The organism is Desulfovibrio sp. UIB00 (assembly GCF_022508225.1).
Classification (GTDB): Bacteria; Desulfobacterota; Desulfovibrionia; order Desulfovibrionales; family Desulfovibrionaceae; genus Desulfovibrio.
Map to the genome: position 1 here is coordinate 81738 of NZ_JAETXJ010000003.1, position 24461 is coordinate 106198.

At 49.8% G+C, this 24461-nt stretch carries 17 protein-coding genes and 1 tRNA gene; 3 read left to right on the forward strand and 15 right to left on the reverse strand.

Annotated elements, in window-relative coordinates; genetic code table 11:
• Nucleotides 1–63: 63 nt before the first annotated feature.
• The 11 genes from JMF94_RS05965 to JMF94_RS06015 form a co-directional block, all read right to left on the reverse strand.
• Nucleotides 64–1149 carry a bacteriohemerythrin gene (locus JMF94_RS05965; protein ID WP_240824264.1) on the reverse strand — a complete coding sequence of 362 codons (1086 nt, stop codon included), beginning with the start codon at nt 1147–1149 and terminating at the stop codon, nt 64–66.
• Between the two features lie 805 nt (nt 1150–1954).
• Nucleotides 1955–3814 (reverse strand): carbamoyltransferase, encoded by a 1860-nt coding sequence (locus JMF94_RS05970; protein ID WP_240824265.1) that lies wholly within the window; start codon nt 3812–3814, stop codon nt 1955–1957.
• 48 nt (nt 3815–3862) lie between these two features.
• A complete protein-coding gene (locus JMF94_RS05975; protein ID WP_192111728.1) occupies nt 3863–4012 on the reverse strand; it encodes a DUF5989 family protein in 150 nt (49 codons plus the stop codon).
• 24 nt (nt 4013–4036) lie between these two features.
• The gene (locus JMF94_RS05980) at nt 4037–4447 is read right to left on the reverse strand and encodes an SxtJ family membrane protein (RefSeq protein WP_240824266.1); all 411 of its coding nucleotides are present in this window, start codon (nt 4445–4447) and stop codon (nt 4037–4039) included.
• On the reverse strand, nt 4447–5580 hold the full coding sequence (locus JMF94_RS05985) for an SGNH/GDSL hydrolase family protein (RefSeq protein WP_240824267.1): 1134 nt from the start codon (nt 5578–5580) through the stop codon (nt 4447–4449). Before JMF94_RS05985 ends, JMF94_RS05980 begins: the two co-directional genes overlap by 1 nt.
• Nucleotides 5581–5878: 298 nt before the next feature.
• Nucleotides 5879–7498 carry a peptide chain release factor 3 gene (locus JMF94_RS05990; RefSeq protein ID WP_240824268.1) on the reverse strand — a complete coding sequence of 540 codons (1620 nt, stop codon included), beginning with the start codon at nt 7496–7498 and terminating at the stop codon, nt 5879–5881.
• Between the two features lie 397 nt (nt 7499–7895).
• Nucleotides 7896–8570, reverse strand: coding sequence for an HD domain-containing phosphohydrolase (locus JMF94_RS05995; RefSeq protein WP_240824269.1), 675 nt, complete (start codon nt 8568–8570; stop codon nt 7896–7898).
• A gap of 308 nt (nt 8571–8878) precedes the next feature.
• The gene (gene glpK, locus JMF94_RS06000) at nt 8879–10375 is read right to left on the reverse strand and encodes a glycerol kinase GlpK (RefSeq protein ID WP_240824270.1); all 1497 of its coding nucleotides are present in this window, start codon (nt 10373–10375) and stop codon (nt 8879–8881) included.
• Nucleotides 10376–10466: 91 nt separating this feature from the next.
• A complete protein-coding gene (locus tag JMF94_RS06005; protein WP_240824271.1) occupies nt 10467–11192 on the reverse strand; it encodes an MIP/aquaporin family protein in 726 nt (241 codons plus the stop codon).
• A 407-nt stretch (nt 11193–11599) separates the two neighbouring features.
• Complete coding sequence (locus JMF94_RS06010; RefSeq protein WP_240824272.1) at nt 11600–13357, reverse strand: methyl-accepting chemotaxis protein; 1758 nt, start codon at nt 13355–13357, stop codon at nt 11600–11602.
• A gap of 354 nt (nt 13358–13711) precedes the next feature.
• A complete protein-coding gene (locus JMF94_RS06015) occupies nt 13712–15256 on the reverse strand; it encodes a methyl-accepting chemotaxis protein (protein ID WP_240824273.1) in 1545 nt (514 codons plus the stop codon).
• A gap of 1012 nt (nt 15257–16268) precedes the next feature.
• On the opposite strand from JMF94_RS06015, the gene JMF94_RS06020 reads away from it, so the two are divergent.
• The gene (locus JMF94_RS06020) at nt 16269–17888 is read left to right on the forward strand and encodes a diguanylate cyclase (protein ID WP_240824274.1); all 1620 of its coding nucleotides are present in this window, start codon (nt 16269–16271) and stop codon (nt 17886–17888) included.
• 85 nt (nt 17889–17973) lie between these two features.
• Here the strand turns inward: JMF94_RS06020 and JMF94_RS06025 are convergent, their stop codons facing one another.
• Entirely contained in the window at nt 17974–20394 is a 2421-nt protein-coding gene (locus JMF94_RS06025; RefSeq protein ID WP_240824275.1) for a methyl-accepting chemotaxis protein, read from the reverse strand.
• A gap of 595 nt (nt 20395–20989) precedes the next feature.
• On the reverse strand, nt 20990–21352 hold the full coding sequence (locus JMF94_RS06030; RefSeq protein ID WP_240824276.1) for a DUF488 family protein: 363 nt from the start codon (nt 21350–21352) through the stop codon (nt 20990–20992).
• Nucleotides 21353–21502: 150 nt separating this feature from the next.
• Between JMF94_RS06030 and JMF94_RS06035 the strand changes: the two genes are divergently transcribed.
• Nucleotides 21503–21790, forward strand: coding sequence for a hypothetical protein (locus JMF94_RS06035; protein ID WP_240824277.1), 288 nt, complete (start codon nt 21503–21505; stop codon nt 21788–21790).
• A gap of 276 nt (nt 21791–22066) precedes the next feature.
• A tRNA-Pro gene (locus tag JMF94_RS06040) sits at nt 22067–22143 on the forward strand.
• A gap of 59 nt (nt 22144–22202) precedes the next feature.
• Here the strand turns inward: JMF94_RS06040 and JMF94_RS06045 are convergent.
• Together JMF94_RS06045 and JMF94_RS06050 are read right to left on the reverse strand one after the other, a co-directional pair.
• Nucleotides 22203–22667: a hypothetical protein gene (locus JMF94_RS06045; RefSeq protein ID WP_240824278.1), complete on the reverse strand. Its 465-nt coding sequence runs from the start codon at nt 22665–22667 to the stop codon at nt 22203–22205.
• 468 nt (nt 22668–23135) lie between these two features.
• Entirely contained in the window at nt 23136–24077 is a 942-nt protein-coding gene (locus tag JMF94_RS06050; protein WP_240824279.1) for a hypothetical protein, read from the reverse strand.
• Nucleotides 24078–24461: the final 384 nt, after the last annotated feature.

Sequence of the window (24461 nt, forward strand, 5' to 3'; positions counted from 1 at the left end):
GAGCTATTGCTGACTGGCGCTTTGCGCCGCGCATATTTTTTGCAGAAACAAGATCTGTGCTGGTTAGCCATGATCGGCAGAATGCGACGGAGCCGGCGCTCCATGGGGTGCTGTGTCGATTTTGCCAAAGCATCTGTCGTCAATCATGATGTGCTGGGCTGTCAGCTCGTAAATCATAAAGTGCAGCAAGGCCGCGAGGTCTGCGCCATCGCGCTGGAACTGCGCCAGCAGAATGTTGGCTCTGTCCAGCAGGCGCTGGTGGGCCTGTATGTGCGCGGGTGCATCCGGGTATTCGATCTGATTCAGGATGTGCTCCTCAAACTGAAAATGCTCTACAGTGTCTGCCAGCAGGCTTTCAACAGCAGTGCCGATTGCTTTTTTGTCAGCGCCGGAGCTATCCAGTTGCAGCAGGTTGTTGACTGTCGCAAACAGATTGCGGTGCTGCTGATCAATCTCCTCATGCCCGCATTCGTAAGTTTCGCTCCACTGAAGGCGCAATGCGCTTGAAGGGCTGCAAATAAAATTGCTGATGCTGCCGTCCAGATCCTCCAGCCTGACCTGATTGCGCCCGGCAAGTTTAGCTCTGTACAGGGCCAGATCTGCGCGTTGCATCCATTCGTCCACAGTGTCGGTTGCCCGGCAGGCAGCCACGCCAATACTTACTGTAACCCTTGCATCAAAAGAAAAATGTAGTTTTTCAAGGTGATGGCGGATGTGCTCCGCCAGGGTTACGGCGTCAAAAAAAGTTGATGAAGGTAAAACCACAACAAATTCTTCTCCGCCCCACCGTCCAGGCACATCAGTTGCGCGTATGTCTGTGCGCAGCAATCTGCCAAAACCTCGCAGCACTTCATCGCCAGCAAGGTGCCCGAACTGGTCATTGATGCGCTTGAAGTTGTCCAGATCCAGCATCAACAACGTAACCGGATGCCCATAGCGGTGCATGCGCGCCATTTCCTGCTGCAATATTTCTTCAATGCGTACACGGTTCCAGCAGCCTGTCAGTCTGTCCAGCAGGGCAGCCTTGCGCAAGGCCGCATCCGAACGCTCCTTTGCCATGAGCGCAAAGCCAGTTGATACCATGATCAAGGAAATAAAGGTGACAACATAGAGTGTTACCTGAACCGGTGTGTTCAGAAAAATGCTCATTATCTGGTCTGGGGCAATAATGGCTGTGCAAAACTTCCATGCAAGCGCAATAATTGATAACCCAATGCCAAATACCATCAGGTTCCGCCCGCGCACAGAAAAATCAAACCTGTAGCTTAGCAGTGCCTTTTGCACGAGAAAACCCTGAAATGCCAGCAAGGCATTGATCAGCAGAACGCGAAAGATGACAGCGTCAAAGAAAGCAAGCACACCAATAGTTGTTACCAGGGGTGGCCCCCAGAACAGAACTTTGTGCTTCGGATGAACTCCAAGGAAAATATGAACAGCGTGGTAAAAAATTGCGTATGAAAGAGAGAAAAAAGTGTTTGCGCAGACAATAGATAAAAAATCAGGAATAGTTCCGCGCAGAGCAAAGAGAATATAGCTTGTGGCGTGAATGCAGAGCGCCAAACCCCATTCGCGTAAACCATCGCCTGCATGACGTTCAGAAGCCGCAAGCGCAGATGCCGCAAGCGTAATACAACCGGCGACCAGCATCACGAACATTGTTGGAATATGAAATTCCACTTTAGCTCCAAATTTACCATCTCTCGTTCAAGTGATGTGGTAAGGGTCTAGTACATTATAGTAATAAAAATATATCAACAGTCAAATTATATAATATTTTCTAAAACGGCAACAAGATTACCTGTTTACATGAGCAGTTATTAATAGCATTTGTTAATCCTTGTGGACATGCCAAGGCGATGCTGGCCGCGCACCATTTGCAGCGTATAAACTACGAGCGGAACTCCATCTAGGAGTTCCGCTCGTAGTTTATGCTTTTTTGCAATGCAGCAGCACGTCAATCGAGGGTGAAAATGGACTTGAAGTCTACATTTTCCTGCCACTCTGGCTGATTGCGCTTGTCAAAAATCATGTCGCCAAGCACAAGAAAGTCCATCTCTGTACGCATAAAGCAGGTATAGGCATCCAGGGGCGTGCAGACAATGGGTTCGCCACGCACGTTAAAGCTGGTGTTAACGACCATGGGGCAGCCCTGCTCCCGCCGGAATGTGTCTATCAGCCCCCAGTAACGGGGATTGGTGCTGCGCGAAACGCTCTGGATGCGGGCAGACCAGTCCACATGCGTGATGGCCGGGACAGAAGAGCGTTGCAGATACAGCCTGTCGTAGAGCGGCAGCTCACGCACGTTTTCCGGCAGCGCCGTGCGGTGCTTCTGCGCCACTGGGGCGCACACAAGCATGTAGGGCGACTTGGCGTCAAGATCAAACCATTCGGCGCAGTATTCTTCAAGCACAGAGGGCGCAAAGGGGCGGAACCCCTCGCGAAACTTGATCTTGAGGTTCAGCTTTTTTTGCATTTCAGGTCTTCTGGGGTCACCCAGAATCGACCTGTCGCCCAGAGCACGGGGGCCATATTCCATGCGGCCCTGAAACCAGCCGACCACAGCGCCGTCCGCTAGGTGCTGGGCCACCGTGGAATACAGTTCTTCAATGTTGGTGTATTCGGTATAGGGCGCGTCAAAACGGCGCGCGACCCGCAGAACGTCGTTGCGCGAAAACTCCGGCCCAAGGTAGGAGCCTTGCATGGCATCAATACCGTTGGGGGATGGGCGCTCGTTGCCGCCCCAGATGTGCCAGGCAGCCTGTGCAGCCCCAAGCGCGCCGCCAGAGTCGCCGGAGGCGGGCTGGATCCATACATTCTTGAAAATGCCGCTGCGTATCAGCAGACCGTTGGCAACGCAGTTCAGGGCCACGCCGCCCGCCATGACAAGATTGTCGCAGCCGGTCAGCTCGCGGGCTGTGCGGGCCAGCTTGAGCACGATGTCTTCCGTCACCTGCTGGATAGCCAGCGCCAGGGCCATATACTCCTGACCGATTTCGCTCTCCGCATCGCGAGGAGGAATACCCAGCAGCTTTTCCCACTTGTCGCGCTTGTACATGCGCAGGCCGGTGGCATAGTCAAAGTATTCCATGTTCAGCAGCAGGGAGCCGTCTTCGCGAATATCCACAAGGCTGTCGCAGATGGCTTTTTTGAGCCTGCCCACAAGCTCCATGTCGCCATCGCCGTACGGCGCAAGCCCCATGAGCTTGTATTCGCCCGAATTGACCTTGAAGCCGCAGTACGCGGTAAAAGCCGTGTAGAGCAGACCCAGCGAGTGGGGGAACTGCTGCTCTTTGAGAATGCGAATACTGGCGTTTTCGCCAAGGCCAATGGTGGTGGTCGCCCATTCGCCAACGCCATCAATGGTCAGGATGGCGGCCTTGTCAAAGGGCGAAGGATAAAAGGCGCTGGCAGCGTGCGAAAGATGGTGCTCTGGAAAAAGCATCTTGGGCGAGCCGGGGCCGAGTTTGGCTATGGCCTCGCGCAGCATGGAGCGCATGAACAGCTTTTCCTTGATCCAGACGGGAATGGCGGAAAGAAAGCTGCGCAGGCCAGCCGGGGCAAAGCCGTTGTAGGTTTCAAGCAGGCGCTCGAACTTGAGGTAGGGCTTGTCGTAAAAAGCCACAGCCTCCAGATCGGCAATATTCAGACCGCCCTCGCGCAGCACGTAGGCCGCAGCGTGACTGGGAAATCCGGAATCGTGCTTGATACGTGAAAAGCGCTCTTCGTGAGCGGCTGCCACAATTTTGCCGTCCACCAGCAGCACGGCTGCGGAGTCGTGGTAATAGGCAGAAATGCCAAGAATGGCTCTGGGCATGAAGGCTCCCATATGTCGTTGGCGCTGGGTGCGCCTGATCCGATGCTGTTAAAAAACAGAGTAAATAAAGGGCGCTATGGCCGAGCCGCTGGTCATCACCACAAGCACGCCAAACAGCAGCAGAACGAGCACAAGGGGAAGCAGCCAGAATTTTTTGCGCTGCATAAAAAATTGCAGCAGGTCTTTAAGAAAATCCATTGATATCTCCTGAAGGAACAAATCCTAAAAAGGATGTTCCAGATCTTTTGCTTCAAAGGTGTGATCGCGCGAGACAAAGGTGGAATCCGAGCTTTTTTTCCAACCTTTGCGACGCATGGGGTCATGGCCGAAAAGGCGCATGACAAGCGCCAGCGGGGTCACAACAACAAAAAATATGACGCTCAACAGCAGACGCGACATGACGGAGCCAAGCAGCAGGGAAAGCCCCAGCCAGAGCTTTGCCACGGGCGAATACATGCGGGGCCAGATCATGCCCGCCAGCAGCAGCCCCAGAGCAAGGGGCAGCAGGGTGAGCGACTTGGTAAACATGACGGCCAACAGACATATCAATGTCATGGCCATAGCGGTATCGGCGCATTCCTTGTTGCTCACGGCAGCAGGTAAAAAGCCGAAATGTAGTTTGCGGGTTTGCATCAGTTTCCTCTTGCAGCAGGGGATGATTGCAGGACGGCGCGCACGTATGGCTCAAGAATGTCTGCGGCAACAGCGTTGCCAAAGGCGTTCCAGTGCTTGTCGCAACTGAAATACAGGTCGGGGTATTTGACGCCGCGTGCAAGCATGGCAGGCATCAAGTCCACATAGGTCGCGCCGGTGCGCCCGGCCAGTTCGCGCAGCTTGCGGGCAAGGGGCGGTTCCTTGCCGTCATAGTGCTCAAAATCCTGATAGGCAGGGATGGTGAACAGAATAACCTTGCGGTTTCCCGCTTCGGCCACAAGCTGTTCAATGGAATAGCGCATGATGTTCCATTCGTTCTCGGGCACGGAATAGTACATGGATCCGCCCGAAGGATCACCTATATTTTCAGGTGTCCAGCGGGGGACAAGCTTCATGTTTTCGATTTTGAAATCATTCAGATAAATAGCAACCCGGTACAGGCAGCTCCATTCCAGCAGGGTGAGCTTAAAGCTTTTGGCCAAGGCCTGAACCTTAGTCGGCTGGGGCAGTTTTTTAACCGGGTAAAACAGCTTGTAGTCAGGATAATCGCCAACCAGATATGGGCGGTAATCGTCCGTGTCCTGAGTGTAGTAGAAATCCAGGCTGTTATCTTCAAAATCATTGCGGGGCAGAATGCCCAGCAGAACAACATCATGCTTGAACTGTTTAACCAGATGCTTGTATTGCAGCCATTCCTGAATGGTACCAAAACCGCCGGAAGTGCCAAAATTGAGCACTTCCTTGTCGGTCGACGCCTCAAGCAGGTTGGAGAGCCTAGCTTCCGAGCTGTTGCCCCATCCTTCAATAAAAGAATCGCCCAGTATAACCACGCGCGGCTGGTCTGCATCCTTGGTGCGCTCCTTGTCGCGCATGCCAAAGGCGTTAGAAGCATACTGGGCCGTAAAGCAGGGCTTTTTGTGAAAATATGTGGAAGAAGGGTGGTGCCATACGCCAAAATGCTCGTCGCTGAACGTCCAGAACTTGCTGTTAACGTTCACCAGACTGTAAGACGGCATCTGAATATTTGTGTTTATATACTTGATGTAAAAATAGGATGCCACCTCAAGCATGGCTACCAGCATAAACAGAAAAATCAGGAATCTTTTTAGCATAAAGGAGTGGTTGAAAGAAAGTTTCGGGGTTCAGACGTGTTGGCTTCCTCACCGGAGGCGGCACCTGAACAAAAAGGGCAAAGCGCGGACATAATCAAGTAGAGCATATATGCCTGCTTTGCCAACTTTTCAAGCATGGCTTTGTGGGGGTAGAAACTCTATATCCCCTTATGGCGCGGGCTGCGGCACCTCACTATGTAATCAGAATTGAAAATAACCGCACAAAAATCCGTTTTTGCAGGATTTTGTGCGGTTATTCAATTTTATGCAGATGCGAACAGATGAAGTTTTTGCCCGGCTATCTGATTTCACGTGTGGTGTGAAAGGTTATCTGCGGCCATTCTTCAATAACCCTTGAGAGCCGCCATTCGCTGCTGGAAAGGATGGCAAGGCAGTCGTCGCCGTCGTAGGCGAGGTTTGACTGCTGGTCGGATTTAAAGGACTCCAGCGCCGCCCTGTCATTGGAGGTTATCCAGCGCGCGGCAGAAATGGGGCAGGGCTCGTACACGGCAATAACGCCGTATTCGGCCTTGAGCCGGGCAATGATAACGTCAAACTGCAGCACACCCACTGCGCCAAGAATGTGCGAGCTGTCTGTGATCGGGCGAAAAACCTGGATGGCCCCTTCTTCCGCAAGCTGTTTCAGGCCTTTGGCAAGCTGCTTGGAGCGCAGGGGGTCTGCCAGCTGCACGCGGCGAAAATGCTCGGGCGAGAAGTTGGGAATACCCGTAAACTTGAGCACCTCTGAAGTTGTGAGCGTGTCGCCGATTTTCAGGGTACCGTGGTTATGCAAACCGATAATGTCGCCGGGCCAGGCATCTTCAACGCCTTCACGGTCTTGCGCCATAAAGGTGATTGCCCGCGAAAGCTGCACCTCTTTGCCGATGCGGTGGTGCTTGACCTTCATGCCGCGCTCAAACCTGCCGGAACATATGCGCATAAAGGCAATTCTGTCACGGTGGGCGGGGTCCATGTTTGCCTGAATCTTGAAAACAACGCCAGAAAAATCTTCTTCAAGCGGATTGACCACGCGTTCGCCCGTGGCGCATTCCGCCACGCGGGGGATGGGGCCGGGGGCAAGACGCACAAGAGTGTCGAGCAGTTCCTGAACGCCGAAATTGTTGACCGCACTGCCAAAAAACACCGGGGTCTGCTTGCCCTTGAGGTACAGTTCCTTGTCAAAAGGAAAGCCCGCGCCTTCCAGCAGGTCAATCTCGGTGCGCAGCTGCTCGGCGGCGTCTTCACCAATCAGTTCGACGAGTTGCGGATCGTTCAGTCCGTTGATGACCAGAGCTTCCTTGGGGCGGGAGGTCTTTTTTCCGTCCTCCGCAAAAAAGCGGATAGCCTGCCGCTCGATGTCATACACGCCCTGAAAGCTCTTGCCCATGCCAATGGGCCAGGTCATGGGCGCGGCCTGAATGCCCAGGGTCTGCTCAATATCGCTCAAGAGGTCAAAGGCATCGCGGCCTTCGCGGTCAAGCTTGTTGATAAAGGTCAAAATGGGCGTGTCGCGCATGCGGCACACTTCCATGAGCTTGCGGGTCTGCGTTTCAACGCCCTTGACCGAGTCAATGACCATGAGGGCGGAGTCCACAGCCGTGAGCACGCGGTAGGTGTCTTCTGAAAAGTCCTGGTGACCAGGCGTATCAAGCAGATTTATGATATGGTCGGCGTAGGTGAACTTCATCACCGAGGATGAAACGGAAATACCGCGCTCGCGTTCAACTTCCATCCAGTCAGAAGTGGCATGGCGCTGGGCCTTCTTGGCTTTAACCGCGCCCGCCATCTGGATGGCTCCACCAAACAGCAGCAGCTTTTCCGTGAGGGTTGTCTTGCCTGCGTCAGGGTGGGAAATAATGCCAAAAGTGCGGCGTCTGAGCGCTTCGCGACTCATGGCCGATGATATGTTTGTTTGCATAAATCTGCCTGGAATTCAGAGGTCAGGAGTGTGCCGGTGGGTCGGAATCCGGCTGCATAGCGGCGCAAAGGCCTGCCGCATAATAAGATTGCTGGCTGATTGCGCGGGCCTGGCAAAAAAGCAGCACGGCATCTGCCGTGCGTTTGCGCTGCGCTGCAACGATCAGCATCCACACCGCGAGGACAAAACCTCACGAAACACAGCGTGGGCCGTGCATTTGCCAAAACGGCAATTTAACCACTTATGTTAAGGCAGTCAAACAGTTTGCATGGGGGTGACTGCTTGAATTGCAGATGCCCGAAAGCAACATGAGCCGCAGTTCCAGCTGGTTACAAACCGTTAAGGATGCTTCGCACAACACCGCATGCTGGATTTTCTGGCGCATTTTGATGGATGTTCACTCCACACGCAGCATGGCAACAAGGTCACGCAGTCTGTCCCTGATGCTCATAAAGGCTTTGACCACATCCGGGTCAAACTGGCTGCCAGTGCCTTTGATGATTTCTCGGCAGGCCTCGTCGAAGCTCTTGGCCTGGCGGTATGGGCGTGATTGCAGCATGGCTGAAAGACTATCTGCCACGGTGATGATGCGTGCGCCCAGCGGAATGTGCCCGCTTTTAAGTCCCTGCGGGTATCCGTTGCCGTCAAAGCGTTCGTGGTGGGCGCGTACCATATCCACAATGCCGCAATCCCGCAGGCAGGCTATGGGAGCAAGAATGTCGGCCCCCATGTCTGGATGCTTGCGGATCGCCAGCCATTCCTTGGGAGTAAGAGCGGATGTTTTGGCCAGAATGTCGTCAGGAACGCCAATTTTTCCAAGGTCATGCAGGTGACCAGCCACATGGATTATGTCGGCAACCTGGTGTCCCAGCCCCATTGCAAGGGCCAAAGACTGCGAGATGATGGCAACTTCTTCTGAATGGGCGAGGGTATAGGTATCTTTGGCATCTATGGCTTTGCCGAGTGATTCCGCAAGTTGGTGGATGATTTCTGTCACAGCAGCGCTGCAAGGAACGAGTTTCTCGTGGCGGGTGGCGCTTTCGGCAAGGTTAAGGCGGGAATGACACAACATTACGTATCCTTATGGTCGGCGAAATGCGCCGTTCACGTTCAGACGTGCGGGCAGGATTGAAAACACTTTTCAGATGAGGACACGGATTAGCAGTTTTGAAATCTAATTTCAATGTCAAATTAGCGGTATTCGTAAAAATTTGCAAGTTAGATAATGCACATGATAATAATAAATATCATTTAATAATAGTATGTTATAAGTATATAATAACATAACCTGCGAAGCTGATTAGTACGCAAAACAGGGCCGCCCCAATGGAGCAGCCCTGTTATTCTGTATTGTGCGTCCGGTTCTAGCCGGGGCCAAGTTTATTCTTCAATCCAGCTTCTGGCCCGCTCCACAGCGCGGTGCCACTGGTGCAGCAGTTCCTGCCGACGGTCTTCTGGCATGTTGGGTTCAAAGCGGCGGTCAAGTTTCCACTGGGCGCAGAGCTGTTCTTCGCTTTCCCAGAAGCCTACAGCCAGACCGGCAAGGTAGGCCGCGCCAAGCGCGGTTGTTTCCGTAACCATGGGACGCTCAACAACAACGCCGGTGAGGTTGGCCTGGCACTGCATGAGCATGTTGTTACGGCTTGCGCCGCCGTCCACGCGCAGGGTGGTCAGGGGAACGCCAGCGTCTTTCTGCATGGCCTCCATGATGTCGAGGGTTTGCAGGGCAATGGATTCTATCGCCGCCCTGGCAATGTGTCCGCGATTGGTGCCGCGCGTGATGCCCACCATGGTGCCTCGGGCGTACTGATCCCAGTAGGGAGCGCCCATGCCCACAAAGGCTGGCACAAGGTACACGCCGCCGTTGTCCGGCACGGTGATGGCAAGGCTTTCCATTTCGGAAGAATCGCGGATAAAGCCAAGACCATCGCGCAACCACTGCACCACTGCGCCGCCCACAAAAACGCTGCCTTCAAGGGCGTAATAACGGCCCTTGGGCGTTTCCCATGCCACGGTGGTCAGCATGTTGTTTTTGCTTTCGCGGGCCTTGGTGCCCGTGTTGAGCAGCAGGAAGCAGCCAGTGCCATAGGTGTTTTTGGCCATGCCTTCGGTCATGCAGGCATTGCCGTAGGTAGCGGCCTGCTGGTCGCCAGCCACGCCCGCAATGGGCACAGCCTGACCGAAAAATTCGGGGTGGGTCTGAGCCATAACGCTGGAGGAAGGTGCCACTTCAGGCAGCATGGCGCGCGGCACGCCGATGATTTCAAGCAGTTCGTCATCCCACTGGCCGGTGTGGATGTTGAAGAGCAGGGTGCGGCTGGCATTGGAAGGGTCGGTCACATGCGCGCCGCGCTTGCTGAAGTTCCAGATAAGCCATGTATCAATGGTGCCGAAAAGCAGTTCACCTGCTTCGGCCTTGGCGCGCGCACCGGGCACGTTGTCGAGTATCCAGCGTACCTTGGTGCCGGAAAAATAGGCATCAAGCACAAGGCCGGTTTTCGCACGAATGACCTCAGCCTTGCCCGCAGCGCGCAGCTGGTCGCAAAAACCTGCCGTACGTCGGTCTTGCCACACAATGGCATTGTATACGGGGGCGCCAGTGGCCTTGTCCCACACAACCGTGGTTTCGCGCTGGTTGGTGATGCCAACGGCGGCCAGTTCGTTGCTCTGCACGTTGGCGTGTTTCAGGCATTCCTTGGCAACATGCGACTGCGTGTCAAAGATTTCATTGGGGTTATGTTCAACCCAGCCGGGCTGGGGGAATATTTGGGTGAATTCCCGCTGCGCAACCTGAACAATGTTGGCGTCGCGGTCAAAAAGAATAGCGCGTGAGCTGGTTGTGCCCTGATCAAGAGACAGAATGTATTTATGAGCCATATAATCCTCCGAAAGCATTGTTGGTGTTTGTTGCCGCAGCGCACAGGGGAAATCTGTACGCCGCAGGCAGCACGGAGTTGCTCAAAACGGTCTAAAGCAGGCCTATGGCCTTGCCCACAACATAGGCAAGCACAGCGCCGACCATGGGAGCGCACACCGGAATCCAGGCATAGGCCCAGTCAGAAGAGCCCTTGCCGGCAATGGGCAGCACAGCATGCGCAATGCGGGGGCCAAGGTCACGGGCGGGGTTGATGGCGTAACCGGTGGGGCCGCCAAGGCTAAGGCCCAGAGCCCACACAAGGATGCCCACCATGTAGGGGCCGTAACCAGAAGGCAGGGTACCATTGTTGGTGTGGAAAATGGCGAAGATGCCAAAAAGCAGCATGAAGGTACCGATAACTTCGCACAAAAAGTTCTGTCCGTAGCTGCGGATGGCAGGCGCGGTGCTGAAGACAGCCAGTTTGAGGCCGGGGTCTTCAGTGGGAGCCCAGTGGGGCAGGTAGGCAAGCCAGACAATGGCCGCGCCAGTGAAACCGCCAGCAATCTGCGCCAGCATGGTTGCGAACGCCTGGCTTGCGCCGTAAACGCCAAGCATGGTTTTAGCCAGGGTCACTGCGGGGTTGAGGTCAGCCTGAGGCGCGCCAAGCGCCACCGAGGTAAATACGCCGAGCATGACGCCAAAAGCCCAGCCCGCCGTGATAACAATCCAGCCGCCGCCGTTGCCCTTGGAGTCTTTAAGCAGAACGCAGGCAACAACGCCAGCACCAAAGGTAATCAGTATCATCGTTCCAAAAAATTCACCAAGAAGGTTGGTCATGGGCATATCCTTCACAAGTTGTTGATATTGTGCGAGTCTTTCGACTTGCCATCTCCTGTTCCAATAGCTTGCTGGTAAAAATGGGGGGACTGCTTGGCGCAATTTTCCTTTCTGCTTGGATGCCGAAGGCTCTTTGATATTTGAATGTCGTTTTACAAAACGTGCGTGTCTGATGCAGATATTGAGCCGGAGCATCACAACTGGTTATATGTTTATAAGGAATACTAATCCTATAATTTGATATATAATGAGATGGAAAAAAGATTGCAAGTACATTGCAATTGTTACAAACAGTAAGAATTATCATTACTCCAAAATGAGTTATTCCGATTGCCATATTATAAATCTGCCCGAAAAGTAAAAAAGCCGCCCGAAGGCGGCCATGTATAGTGGGAACAAAACGTGCGTCACCCGTGAGTTTTCATGTCGCGTATTAGCCCTTGCAGTGCAGCCGTTTGCCGGGAGAGGGCATCCACTGCCTTGCTTGCGTGATCCATAGCCTGCGCAGTTTCGGCAGAAATGGTTGCGACTTGCTCGACTGATCTGTTGATTTCTTCGCTGGTTGCCGATTGCTGCTCACTCGCAGCGGCAATTGCCTGGATTTGATCGTTAACATGCTCTACATACTCAAGTATTTGCCGTAGTGCATCGCCAGAGCGGGCAGAGAGCGTGGTTGCTTCTTCAATAGCTGCGCCCACGTCTTCCACATTATCAATATTTTTTCTTGTGCCTTGCTGAATACCGGTGATGGCGTCGCCAACTTCACGGGTGGCTGTCATGGTTTTCTCTGCAAGTTTGCGCACTTCATCAGCAACCACGGCAAAACCACGGCCCGCATCGCCAGCCCGGGCAGCTTCAATGGCAGCGTTGAGCGCAAGAAGGTTTGTCTGGTCGGCAATATCCGCAATAACGTTCATGATTTGCCCGATGGCTTCGGCCTGTTTGCCCAATGCTCCCATATCCTGCTTGATTGCTAATGATTTTGCATGAATGGACTTAATGTTCTCAACCGCAGTGGTGACAATCTGTACGCCCTCAATGGTCTGTTTTTGGGCGTTGTCAGAAACACCTGCTGCGAGTTGGGCATTTTTGGCGACTTCAAGCACTGTCGCATTCATTTCTTCCATGGCGGTGGCTGTTTCGTGCACGCGGTTTGACTGTTCGTCCGCTCCACGGCTGGATTGAGTTATCTGCGTAGAAAGCTGCTCCGCAGCGCCAGAGATTACTCCAACCACTTCTTCAAGTTGTTGAGCTGCCTGCAACATGCCTTCTGCCTTGGCTCTTTCAGCCATCAGCTTTGATTGCTGGGCTTCAGCAGTTGCCTTGCGGGCGGCTTCGGCTTGCAGTTCTGCCTCTGCCTGCCGCGTTGAGGCCTGGGTGAAACTTTCGCTGAGCTTGTCGCGCATTTCGCGCATGGCGGCAAACAGACCGCAGTTTTTACGGCTGCCGTGCAGGCTCATATCCACTTCGAGGTCGCCGTGGGCGATTTTGCGCGCCACGTCTGCGACATCGGCAGGTTCCGCACCAAGCTGCGCCATGAATGACCGGATTGTAAAAAATGCCCCAAGCGAGCCCGTGATAATTGAAATTCCGGTCAGAACCCATTGCAGCATCAGGCTTGTGGCAAGCTCGTTCTTTAACGTGCCCAAGTTGTGGCTTGCCACGCCGGTCTGTTCTTCAATAAATGGTTCCAAAGCGGTTGTGAGGGCTTCTGTGGCATTGTCGAAATCTTCCATGAGTTCGTTGCCGGCCTCTATGCCCTGGTTGATGTAAGTATCGGCCATCTTGCGGCCCAGCGCGTACATGGCGTCAAATGACGTGACCAGTGCGGCAAGTTTTTCCTGCGATTTTTTGTTGTTCTCAAGAGCGAATTTGTTTTTGAATTTCTGCGCATGCTCATGAAAGGTATCTGCGGCTTCCTGCGCCTCTTTATAGCCATCTGGGCTGTGCGTTGCGGAAACGTCAGACAGAAATTGCTGCACCTGCACTGTTTGCAGCTTCATATCCGCTGCCAGCATGGCCAAGGGCATGCTTTCATCAGCCGTTGTATCGGCAAGAAGGTCGGCCTGGCTCAGGTTGTGGCGCATAATCAAGGCGCTGAGCAGTATCAGAAAAAAAATGGAACCAAAGCCCAGCCAAAGCCGAGTCGCTACTTTCAACTGCATGTCGCGCCTCCCCCAAAAGTATGAGGTTGAATGGCCGCAAGTGCGGATATAAGTATTGCACAATTATACATATTGAAATTGATATGTTAAACGTGGGAATGATTCTAGCAGCTCATAGCCCACGGAGTCTGGCTCTCCTGCAAAGCTGCTTGGAATGCAGATGGAGCCATTCCAAGCATTTTGGTTATAATCACCCTAATGCGCCTTGCGGACTGTGTCCATACGCCACGGCGTAAAAATATTGCTTATTGGTTTCACCAATGGTGGGATGCGCGCGCAAAAATTGCTGCACCAACGCAAAAGGCCGCCCGGTGATGGACGGCCTTTCACAAAGGACGATTGCACTCAGGAGCTTCAGCCTTGATTTTTCATGTCGCGGATAAGCCCTTGCAGCACCTGCGCCTGCTGCGCAAGGCCGTCAACGGCATGCGCGGCATTTTCCATTGTTTGAGCCGTTTCGGCAGAAATGGTTGCAACCTGCTCAACAGACTTATTAATTTCCTCGCTGGCGGCAGATTGCTGCTCGCTTGCCGCTGCAATAGCCTGAACCTGATCATTGACAAGGTGCACAAGCTCAAGAATCTGTTTGAGCGAATCGCCGGAGCGGATTGAAAGTTTGGTCGCTTCTTCAATGGCGCTCGCGCTCTGTTCCACATTCACGATATTTTTTCGCGTTCCGGCCTGAATATCGCCAATGGCCCGACCCACCTCCTGGGTGGCAGACATGGTTTTTTCCGCCAGTTTGCGCACCTCATCAGCAACAACGGCAAAGCCGCGCCCGGCATCGCCCGCCCGGGCAGCTTCTATAGCAGCGTTGAGCGCAAGCAGGTTGGTCTGGTCTGCAATGTCGGCAATAACGCTCATAACCTGCCCGATGCTTTCGGCCTGCTTGCCCAGTACGTCCATATCCTGCCGGATGGCAAGGGATTGCGTGTGCACAGACTCAATGCCCTTGACCGCATCGTTGACAATCTGCGCGCCTTCCAGAGCCTGCTGCCGGGTCTGGTCTGCGATGCCGGCGGCCTGCTGCGCATTTTGGGCAACTTCGCGCACGGTGGCATTCATTTGCTCCATGGCCGTTGCGGTTTCGCGCACGCGGCCAGACTGATCGTCAGCTCCGCTGCGGGATTGGTCTATCTTAACCGCAAGATCCTGCGAAGCGCTGGAGACAATTTCAACCACATGTTCCAGTTGGCTGGCAGCGTGGAGCATCCCTTCGCTTTTGGCGTTCTCTGCAAGAGCTTGTGCCTTTTGGGCTTCCACAAGGGCCTTTCTGGCTTCTTCGCGGTCATGTTCCGCTTCGGCCTGAGCGGTAGAAGAAGCCTTGCGGTAGTTTGCCAGATTGTCTGCCGTGCTGTTCAGCGCCAGAGCCAGAGTGCTCAGACTGGCAAAGCTTCCGGCAGCGAGGCGTTCATCTGACTGCTGGGTGCCAAGGGTGGAGGCAAAAGACACACACTGGCGCATGGCGCGCAGATCCCTGTTGGTCAGGAAATATCCTGCGCAATACACCAGACATATGGCAAAAATAAATTCAATCCACATCAGGGTGCGCCGCGATGCGATGTCCTCATTCATTTCAGCCATGGCTGTTTCAGCAAGGGCGGTAATATTTGCGTCAAATTTTTCAAAATGTTCGCGAAAAGCCACGGCATAGGGCGTGGCTTCCTTTTCATAGGTCTTGTAGGTGAGGTAACGCTGGTCTGCGGGGATATCCTTTAAGGGAGCAACAAGGCTCTGGCCGTTGTTCATAAATGCAATTGCCGCCTCATGGGCCTTGTCAGTCAAGGCTCTGGAGTTTGCAGGCAGCTTGAGGGAGGAGAGTGTGGCAAAGTGCTTTTTAACGGCAGCAATGGCTGTGTCTATTTGCTTGAGGTCTTTGTCAATATCGCTGCCAAGCATGATATTTCTGGTTAATCTGCTAAAATAATTTATATTTTTAGTTATTTCCAGGGCCATGATCCTGCCTGCGATGGCGGTATCGCGGGTGCTGGCGAATTTAATTTCAATATTGTTAATTGCCTGCAACGAAAAGCAAAATAGCCCGGCCATGGCAATGGCCCCAACTGAAATAGTGAGGATAAATTTTCCACGTAACGTATGCAGTATCTGACTGATCAAAATGACTCCTCCGGAACAGTAGTGACATAACAGGGCTGATCACAGCGCAATATGTTGACAAGACACGGTTGCAACAAATGATTTGTGTTTATCATTCAGTTACAAGTGATGGTATCAATAGTAGTGTTGCTGTAATTTTATTTTCGGAATTTATGTTACAATGTTTATATTTCATAAATATAAATATTTTTTTCACATGCAAAGATTCATGCGAAAAACAAATGTTAAAAAATATAACATTCGATAATTTTTGCTTTAGAAATATTGTTATGACTTACTATAGTAATGTTGAGGTATTGTTCGGACAAGAGCGTGTGATATTATCAAAACTGAACTATCTTGTTTTTGACCTGATTGTTGAAACATTGATTAAGTGTATAGGATATGATGCTTTAAAAACTGCAAATAAAATCATGATTCATTTTTTATAATATTTATTGCGCAGATATCACGTAACAATTTTTTTAAGCTTACTTTTTTTTAAAATGTACAACTCGGTATAAATATGAAAAAAATTTATCCGATAAGTGAATATCATTGAGATTATCCAGCTTGATAGACGCATATTCTATTTCAGGATAATTTCTATAGTTTTATTTCACATAAATATTGCTGCTTGTAGCTGTATTTGTATCTTAAAAATTCATTTTTATTTGTTTGTTGGTGACAGTATTTGCAGAATATATGATTTATTGCAGATAGTTGTGCATAAAGTTAAAAAGTGTTGGAACAGATATTGCTAATGATCCCAGGCAGGCAAAAAAAGTAAAATCTGGCAGTTAACGAGATGGCCATGAACACACATAGGCTTATGAGTATTTTTCGGTTTGACACGATCAGGGGACGCATTCGCGCCTATACCATTGCCATTGTCTGCATTCCAATTATCATTGCGGCTCTATTTTTTATTTTTTTTCAGCAAGAACGCCTTATCGAGCATGAAAAAAATCAACTTTCTGAAATTCTCAGTCAAAATAAAAATACAATTGAAGCGTATGTGGACGTGTGCTTTCAGGATGTTTTATTTTTGACAAAAATTATTCAAGCGCACAGATCAGATATGGAGACTGCTGCAAAAGAATTTAGCGATTACGATGAAAGCCACACAGGCATTGCGGCAGCCGTATTTGTCAATGCACAGGGGATTTCAGAAATTGACTCCATGGGCAAACCCGGTTTGTACGGCGGTGACAGGTATTACTTTAAACAAGCAATGATGGGCCGCCGTGCAATTACAACAGGAATCAAGGGGCGTGTTTCCGGCAAGCCCGTGTGCATGTTTTCAATGCCAGTGACTAATCAGGCTGGAGAATTTGACGGGGTCGTATTTTTGTCCATTCTCGTTGGCGAGCTGGACGCTTGGCTGCACGGATCTTTTGTTCCAGATAAACAAGGGCTGATACTGTGTGATGCGCAGGGAAACATACTCGCACCCCACACTGTGGTTGCAAGCAACTCAGACGATGCTGCAAAACAGGTTCCCTTGCAGCTCATGCAGCTTGGCAAAACTGTTCAGATTTTTGTGAATGATCAGGGCGTGCGCATGCTCGGCGCTTCCGTTACTGTAGGGAGCGGTGGCTGGCGGCTGGTGTATTTTCGGTCAGTAGACGAAATTGTTGCAGGATACAAATGGCTTACGATTTTTGTCGGTCTTGGATCGCTCTGCGCCATATTGTTCATGATGCCATTGATGCTGCGTTTTAGCCGCAGCATTGAAGCTCCTCTTGAGGAGCTAACAGCCTATGCCCTTGAGCTGCGTAAAAATAATTACGAGGCAACAGGGCAATTGCGTGACCAGAAAAATATGCCCAGCGAGCTCAGAATCCTGTTTGATGCATTTACTGTAATGAGTTTCAGGGTCGCCAGGCAGATTAAAAAGGCCGAGGCCGTGAGCCTGAAAGATGCGCTCACAGGCCTGCACAACCGCCGTTTTTTGCAGGAAATGGGCACAGAATTTCTTAAAAAAACGCATTCAGCAGGCCAGCAGTGCGCTTGCCTGATGCTTGATATCGACCACTTTAAAAGTATCAATGACACCTTTGGGCACAATGTGGGCGATCTGGTTTTGCAGCACACAGCGCGGATAATCAATGCCGGCGTACGCAGTGCAGACCTCCTTGTGCGCTATGGAGGCGAGGAGTTTGTGGTTCTTGTTGCCTGTACGGATGCCCGGCAAGGTGAAGAACTTGCCCATCGCATACGGCATGCAGTGGCAGCGAACCCCTTGTCGCACGAAGGCAACAACCACACGTTAACAATAAGTATTGGTGTGGCGGTATGCGCAGATATGGCAGACACGGTGGAATCGCCAAAATCCGCCGAGGCGGCGCTGGCCGTCATGCTGATCCGGGCGGATAAAGCCCTGTACGCTGCCAAGGAAGCTGGGCGTGATGCCGTGGTGGTTTCAGGCTAAGACGGCAACCATAAGATATGCGTTGGGAACGCTGCGCGAATCAGGCCAGCCCTTTTGTTAATCAGCATCCTGCGTTTTATACAGATTAAGCGCCGGATGGCAGGCAGGTTTTGCCGCTGATTTTTTGAATAAGCTTGTTGAGCGCGCCCGCCTGTAATGCGAGCTGTTCCACAGCTGTTACAGACCGTTCCATTCCGCTGGTTGTTTGATCTGCCACACCGCTGACTTCATTCAATACCTGATGGATTTCTTCACTGGTTGCCGACTGTTCTTCAACTGCGGTCGCAATGGAGCGCACCTGATCAGTGGTTAATCCAGCCAGTTCCAAAATTTCATACAATGCTATGCCGGATTGATCCGCTAGTTGCGTTGCTTCTTGCACGGCTAGAGCGGCATCTCCCATGCCTTCAGCGGTCTTGCCAGCGCCAGATTGAATGGCGGTTATGGCAGAGCTTACTTCCGCAGTTGCTCGCATCGTTTTTTCTGCAAGCTTTCTGACCTCATCGGCAACCACAGCAAATCCACGTCCAGCTTCACCAGCACGGGCTGCCTCGATAGCGGCGTTCAAAGCCAGAAGGTTGGTCTGATCGGCAATATCTGTGATGACATCCATGATCTGCCCGATATCGGCAACCTGATCGCCCAGGCCGCTGATATCTTTCTTTAAAATGTCTGTTTGTCCTTTCACGCGGCTAATTGCAGCAACCGACTGCTGCACCGTGGCGGCACCTTTCTTGGCCTGCTGCATGGTTTTGTCTGCCTGCTGGCTTGCGTCGGAGGCATTTTGGGCAATCTCCACAGCTGTGGCGTTCATCTGGCTGATGGCCACAGCGGCCTCAGCCGTACGGACGTGCAAGGTGTTCATGCCCTTGCTCGTTTGCTCTACAACCGTTGAAAGTTCTGCTGCTGCCGTTGAAACCTCCCCGGCAATGGATCCGGCCTGTTCAGCTGTCTCGCAAATAATCCTGTTTGAGGTAAGCAGTTTTTCCTCCTGCTCCCGGAGTTCCGTGAGGACCGTGAACTGGACAAAACAACCAATAAAAGTTGCTGCCGGATCATATATGGGGGTGGCATCAAGTTTTATAAAAAATGCTTTGCCTTTTGTATCGTGACCTTCAAGTGTGCGGCCAGGGTTTGCCTGTTTTTCTTTGAGCGCTGTAAGTATGTCACCTGATATTTCTGAATTGTGGAGGAAAAAATTTGTTACATGAGTTCCAAAGTGCGTGTCGGCCCTTTGTTCCATAGCCAGAAAATCACACAAGAGCTGATTCAGATATGTGATGCGGCCTTCCTGATTAACCACCAGGCAGGGAGTAGCAACGCCGCCGAGTATCCCCTGCACAAATCCAAGTTTTTCCTTGAGAGCCGTAACCATTGCTTCGAGGTCTTGTTTCAGTTGATTAAGTTCGGCTGTACTGCCGTCAGCCTTAAGAATTGCATGGAGGTTGCCCGCCGCAACCGCGTTGCTATACAGCACCATGCCCCTGATGGTGCGCGTAATGCCGCGACCCACCAGATATGCCAGCAGCGAGGCCAGTACCAGCGCAACGCCCGTTGCCAACAGCATGGTTGCGCGTTTTGCTTTATAATCATCGATGCGCACAGCAAGTAACACATCCAACTCAGCGGCGCACACCTCCCAGTAGCGAAATGCTGCATTAAATGCCTTTTCGCCTGCGGCCATAAATTCATTCTGAGGTATTGCTGCCCCAGCCGAAATGCTGTTGAGCATGGTAATAAAAGGTTCTGTGGCCGCCTTGTAGCTTTCAAGCGCCGTTTTAAGCTTGGGCGCAAGCGAAGGACTGACCCCATAAAAATTGGGGTCTTCGTTCAGGGCCGTCTGAGTGTCAGCCAGAATGCGGGAATAGTCGGACTCCTGAAGCATTGCAGCCAGCGTGTGGAACTGGCGCCGTTCGTTTTCTCCAAGTTGGGATCCGAGCAGGGTCGCGTTGCCAAAATCAAGGATTGACGCGATTCTGCGCTGGGTCTGGGGCAGCGTGAGCAGGGTCATATCCATTGTGTAGTAGCTGTCCAGGTCCGGATCAAGAATCAGATTTGAGGTGTCGCCGCAGTGAGTAATCATGCCCGAAACATCTTCCATCAATTGGGCAAGCCCCTCTTTGAACGCGGCGGCATCATTCTTCCTGCTTTTCAGCTGCGCCCACCGATCTGCAACGTCGCCTGGAAAAAGGTGGGAGCGACCACGAATTTTCAGGCCATCAGCGGTGAATTGCAGGTCAGATCCATGCAGCCTGTTTGCCGCCTCAAGTTCGGCAAATGCCTGATCAACCTTGCGCTGGCCATCTGGCTGTGTTGTTTTTGGCAGATACTCCAGCAGATTTTCCAGTGGTCGTTGAAAAGAGTTACCCTGGGTTTCCAGACTGCTGAAAGAGATTTGCGAATTGATGTTGGATACAGAGATGTAAAGCAAAACGCCCAGAGGCAATACAAAGGCTATTCCAATAGACGTCAACTTGCCGGAAAGTTTGATGTTTCTTAAGGCCATGATAACGGTGCTCCAGAGTAAAGTAACCACACCGTTCTGCCTGTGGATAAGCACTGGCAGAACAGTTGGGCATCAAGTTCAAAAAACGCGGAACAGGCAGAATCGTACATTGAGCACGTACGTATCTTGTTGCGCAGCATTTTTTGAACTGTTCTTTAATCTGCCCTGAAAGGGGGGAGGAGCAGAGAACGACTTATTGGCACAAACGCTCTGGCGCACTGTAACACGTATAATTGTGCACACCGCCGCATCAGGTCCAATAAAGTTCACCCAACTCCGGGGGGAGGAGCTCTGGAGTGGCAAATTGTATATAAACTTGCTGAATTCTTTTATCCCAAGTTGTATATGTTCTGCAAGTACTAGTGCCCTGGCGTGCGTAGCGGAATCGGATTCAGAAAATGAGGGCAGTACTAAGGGTACTGAACGCAAATGATTGCTATAAAACTAGTGTGTCTTTAGTAGATAGCTAGTGCTCTCTCTATTTTTATAGAAATTACCCTAAACGATGGCGTTCAGATGGTAGAGATGCTCCAACAAAAGTGTCCTTGTTGGCGGCAAAAGAGCGCCATACTCTTGGGAGCAAAGCCAAAAAGGGTTAATTCTCTCTTGCCTTCTCCTCAAAATAATCTTTTAGCGCCACAGCATTATTTATTTCTGTAGCTTTTGCGGCGTAGAGCAGTATCACGGTCGGATTCTGGCGGAGAATGGTCAGCATCTGCGCAACAGCAGATGAGGCAGCATCAAGCTCGGCGAAATAGCGCTTCTTGAATTCTGGCCATTTGGTTTCATCGTGTGCGAACCACTTCCGCAGGTTGTCTGAGGGGGCGATATCTTTAAGCCACACATCCCACGGGGCAGCGCTTTTGGAAATCCCCCGGGGCCACAGCCTGTCCACAAGAACCCGTATTCCTGCTGGCTCGGCATCGTGTGCATATACGCGGCGCAAAATAATATTCATGGCATTAACCCTGTCTGGGTGTGGCGACATTGCTAAGATTGCGCAGCGCAGGGGGCAATGCAAGTAAAATAGCTAGTAACTTAGTTGGTAGATTCCTGGTTAAAATTTATCTACTAGTTGATTTGCTGAAAATTTGACTGGAGGCATTGCTTGAAATTCGTACAGAACAGCGCATTTTTGATACTGTTTTTGCTCATATCCGGCTGCGGCTTGATTATTGATATTGCATGCCTTGCGACAGGAAGACCGGGGACACAAAAACCGGATTCTGAAAAAACAGACTTTGAAAGATCAATGGATAAAACAAATAAAGAGCAAGGCAATTGGGTACGGGACCAACAACGGAAGTTAGAAGAAGATCGACAACGCAGCATAAGAGAGAGCAATGAAAAGATGCAGCGTTGGGCAGAAGAAGCTAAGCAAAAGCAGAAAAATTGAAGTTTACCTGAGTATTGAGTTGACCAGTATTGGGGTGGCAAAGCCACAATTCGCGCTAGGTCGTAATCCCCGTTACATATCTGCTTGCTCTGCGGCAGAAGCGCACCGAGGAATGGGCAAAGCCTTGAGCAATGCGGCCCGCATTGGGAGATATGTTTGGAAGAATAGCGGTGTCTTTGGATTTGCGCCTTGTAGCGCCGCGCTTAAAGGAAAAATCCTGGAATGATTATATAAGTTGACAGAGCCGGCGGTTCCGCGTAGATACACCTTTCGCGTCGGGATGTAGCGCAGCCTGGGAGCGCACTTGAATGGGGTTCAAGGGGTCGAAGGTTCAAATCCTTTCATCCCGACCAGAATTTGGGGGAATTCATGGAAACATGAATTCCCTTTTTTCGTTGGTGGCGAGGAGCCGTTATTCAAATGCAGCTCCATATATTTTTAAGCGAATCCATAACCTTTTAACAGGATTAACCTCCCACCCAAATGCTAGTTTCGGAAAATTTTGAGTAGACCCTATTGCAAAAGCACCCACAAGCCGCTCCCCAGTACGGCATTTAATTTCGCAATGTTGATTATACTCCATATTCTCTAGTTTACCTCTCTTTTCAATGTCATATCTGTCGCATTCTGACGCGCATTCACCAATCCAAGGGATTGACTCCAATTGTCCATCCTCTTTAATAAATCCATAGTCTCGTATGGAAATAGGTCGAAAGCTTTTGCTAACGATAAACATAGCATCTCTATCATCCATTTCAGAACGGTAGGAGCCATATTTAACTACAAATCTATCCTTCCTCTCAAACAACTTATCATAAATAACGATTATACCGCCTATTGCAGATATAAGAATTCCAAAATCAGACAGATTTATCATAATAAAAGCCTACCTTGCAGACTTTAAAATATTGTGTATGGGTCAAATTAATTCATGGAAATATAGATTTTATTTTTTATTAAAAACTATGCATGAAATAGTGATAGCACAAGTTAGTTATTGCATCTATACATTTGCCTAACTAGCACTACAATGAAAAGTAAAAATGACCATACAGATGTGATGCATAAAAAAATTAAATATTTAAATGTTTCAGTTGTATTATAATAGGCAAGAAGTGTTGCTATATATGTAATACACCCAATGAAAGTAATGTATAAATAATTTAATAATAATATTTTAAAATATCCCTCTTTCTTGTATAATTGTAAATGTGGAGAATCAATAGAAAATAATATTGCTATTGCAGTAGTAATAAATCCAACAATAGATATTGTTGAAGATGCTACAATTGATGAGAAGCTATCTATTTTTTGGCAGACAATAGTAAAATAACATTCAAAAAAATTAGTTTTCGTGAGAAAGAAAAAAAGCATTCCAGGAATTGTCACGTTCATACATAGTAGCACTAGTGACATCGTCAGAATTTTGTTTGATTTTTTCTTCATTAATAAAATCTCTTACTTTATCTATAACAACGTCATTTGCAATGTCTTTCTTATTCATTGTTGCCGCAATTGATTCTTCATTCTGTGATATGCTTATAATATCACTTACAGCTCCACTTCCAACGATATAAAAATCTGTGGCGGCTTCTCCAAATTCATGCTTAGCTTTAACTACAAATTTTTTTAAATCTTCATCCTTGATAGTAGAAGCAATTGCCTGAAATGATGCATTGATATCCTTTCTCTTCTTTGGTTTAATAATTATTTCAATAGCATCGGTGTCAGTTTCAATTTTGTCTCCGAAGTATTCTTTAAGACACTGAAAAATTCCATTATTCATTCCAACTTCAAAAGTTGCCCTTCCAACAAAGGGCATCTTCAATACTTCTGCAGTGGTAGCAGAAGATGTGAGAGGATAAACTTTGAAATTTATTCCCAGAACATCGAGATTTTTTAAAATACAATTTATTAATTGCGTGAATTTGGTAATTTTGGGTCCGTAAAAAGTTGACCCAATGCCAAAATAATCTTTTCTTGGAAGAATATATGACGCGAAACCCAATGATTCATCAGCAGATAGCTTATCATAAATATCAGACTGAGACATTTGATTTTCATTTATAGCTTTAATAATTTCTGAACTTTTTGTCATTACAAAAAGATATACTCCATCAGAAACATAAAATATAAATAATTTTTCACCGAATTCAGTTACTAAATTCTTTTTAAATGCAGCAGGGGCATGACGATCAAAATTACGAATAAATTCTCGCAAATTAAAGGAATATTTAGATTCTGTAGAATCCAGAACTAAATAGTGTGCGAAGTAGTTAACTTTCATGCATCCCTCATTATTTATCGTTTCATAAAAAATATCAGCAAATTTAAACAATGCAACTTATTTCGAACAAGACATATTTAACTATCTAATTTTAATATGTTATTTGGAAAAAATTAGAATGATGCTATAAGAATACGAAGTTGTTCATCTGCCACTCATGGGTATTATTAGCTTTATTTCTCCCTCCTTTCCCCAATACCCCCCTCCAATCCTTCCGCCCCCAAATCTCCCCCTAGGGTTTGCCCTGGGTCGAATTTGAGCCCTACTGCGATTTTTTTCTTGGAATGATGGTTGGGTCAGGATTTGTTAAAAAATCCCCTTAGAATCAAAATTTGGCCCAAAGTTCGATTTCATATGGTAACGGCAAGATCATGCATATATGCA

Bases quoted from the DNA above. Each gene is read 5' to 3' on its own strand.
- JMF94_RS06045 (WP_240824278.1), bottom strand. From the start codon at position 22,667: ATGATAAATCTGTCTGATTTTGGAATTCTTATATCTGCAATAGGCGGT.
- JMF94_RS06015 (WP_240824273.1), bottom strand. From the start codon at position 15,256: ATGCTTGGCAGCGATATTGACAAAGACCTCAAGCAAATAGACACAGCC.
- JMF94_RS06025 (WP_240824275.1), bottom strand. From the start codon at position 20,394: ATGGCCTTAAGAAACATCAAACTTTCCGGCAAGTTGACGTCTATTGGA.
- JMF94_RS05985 (WP_240824267.1), bottom strand. From the start codon at position 5,580: ATGCTAAAAAGATTCCTGATTTTTCTGTTTATGCTGGTAGCCATGCTT.
- JMF94_RS06020 (WP_240824274.1), top strand. From the start codon at position 16,269: ATGAACACACATAGGCTTATGAGTATTTTTCGGTTTGACACGATCAGG.
- JMF94_RS05980 (WP_240824266.1), bottom strand. From the start codon at position 4,447: ATGCAAACCCGCAAACTACATTTCGGCTTTTTACCTGCTGCCGTGAGC.
- JMF94_RS05990 (WP_240824268.1), bottom strand. From the start codon at position 7,498: ATGCAAACAAACATATCATCGGCCATGAGTCGCGAAGCGCTCAGACGC.
- JMF94_RS06050 (WP_240824279.1), bottom strand. From the start codon at position 24,077: ATGAAAGTTAACTACTTCGCACACTATTTAGTTCTGGATTCTACAGAA.
- JMF94_RS06010 (WP_240824272.1), bottom strand. From the start codon at position 13,357: ATGCAGTTGAAAGTAGCGACTCGGCTTTGGCTGGGCTTTGGTTCCATT.
- JMF94_RS05970 (WP_240824265.1), bottom strand. From the start codon at position 3,814: ATGCCCAGAGCCATTCTTGGCATTTCTGCCTATTACCACGACTCCGCA.
- JMF94_RS05995 (WP_240824269.1), bottom strand. From the start codon at position 8,570: ATGTTGTGTCATTCCCGCCTTAACCTTGCCGAAAGCGCCACCCGCCAC.
- JMF94_RS06005 (WP_240824271.1), bottom strand. From the start codon at position 11,192: ATGACCAACCTTCTTGGTGAATTTTTTGGAACGATGATACTGATTACC.
- glpK (WP_240824270.1), bottom strand. From the start codon at position 10,375: ATGGCTCATAAATACATTCTGTCTCTTGATCAGGGCACAACCAGCTCA.
- JMF94_RS05975 (WP_192111728.1), bottom strand. From the start codon at position 4,012: ATGGATTTTCTTAAAGACCTGCTGCAATTTTTTATGCAGCGCAAAAAA.
- JMF94_RS06030 (WP_240824276.1), bottom strand. From the start codon at position 21,352: ATGAATATTATTTTGCGCCGCGTATATGCACACGATGCCGAGCCAGCA.
- JMF94_RS05965 (WP_240824264.1), bottom strand. From the start codon at position 1,149: ATGAGCATTTTTCTGAACACACCGGTTCAGGTAACACTCTATGTTGTC.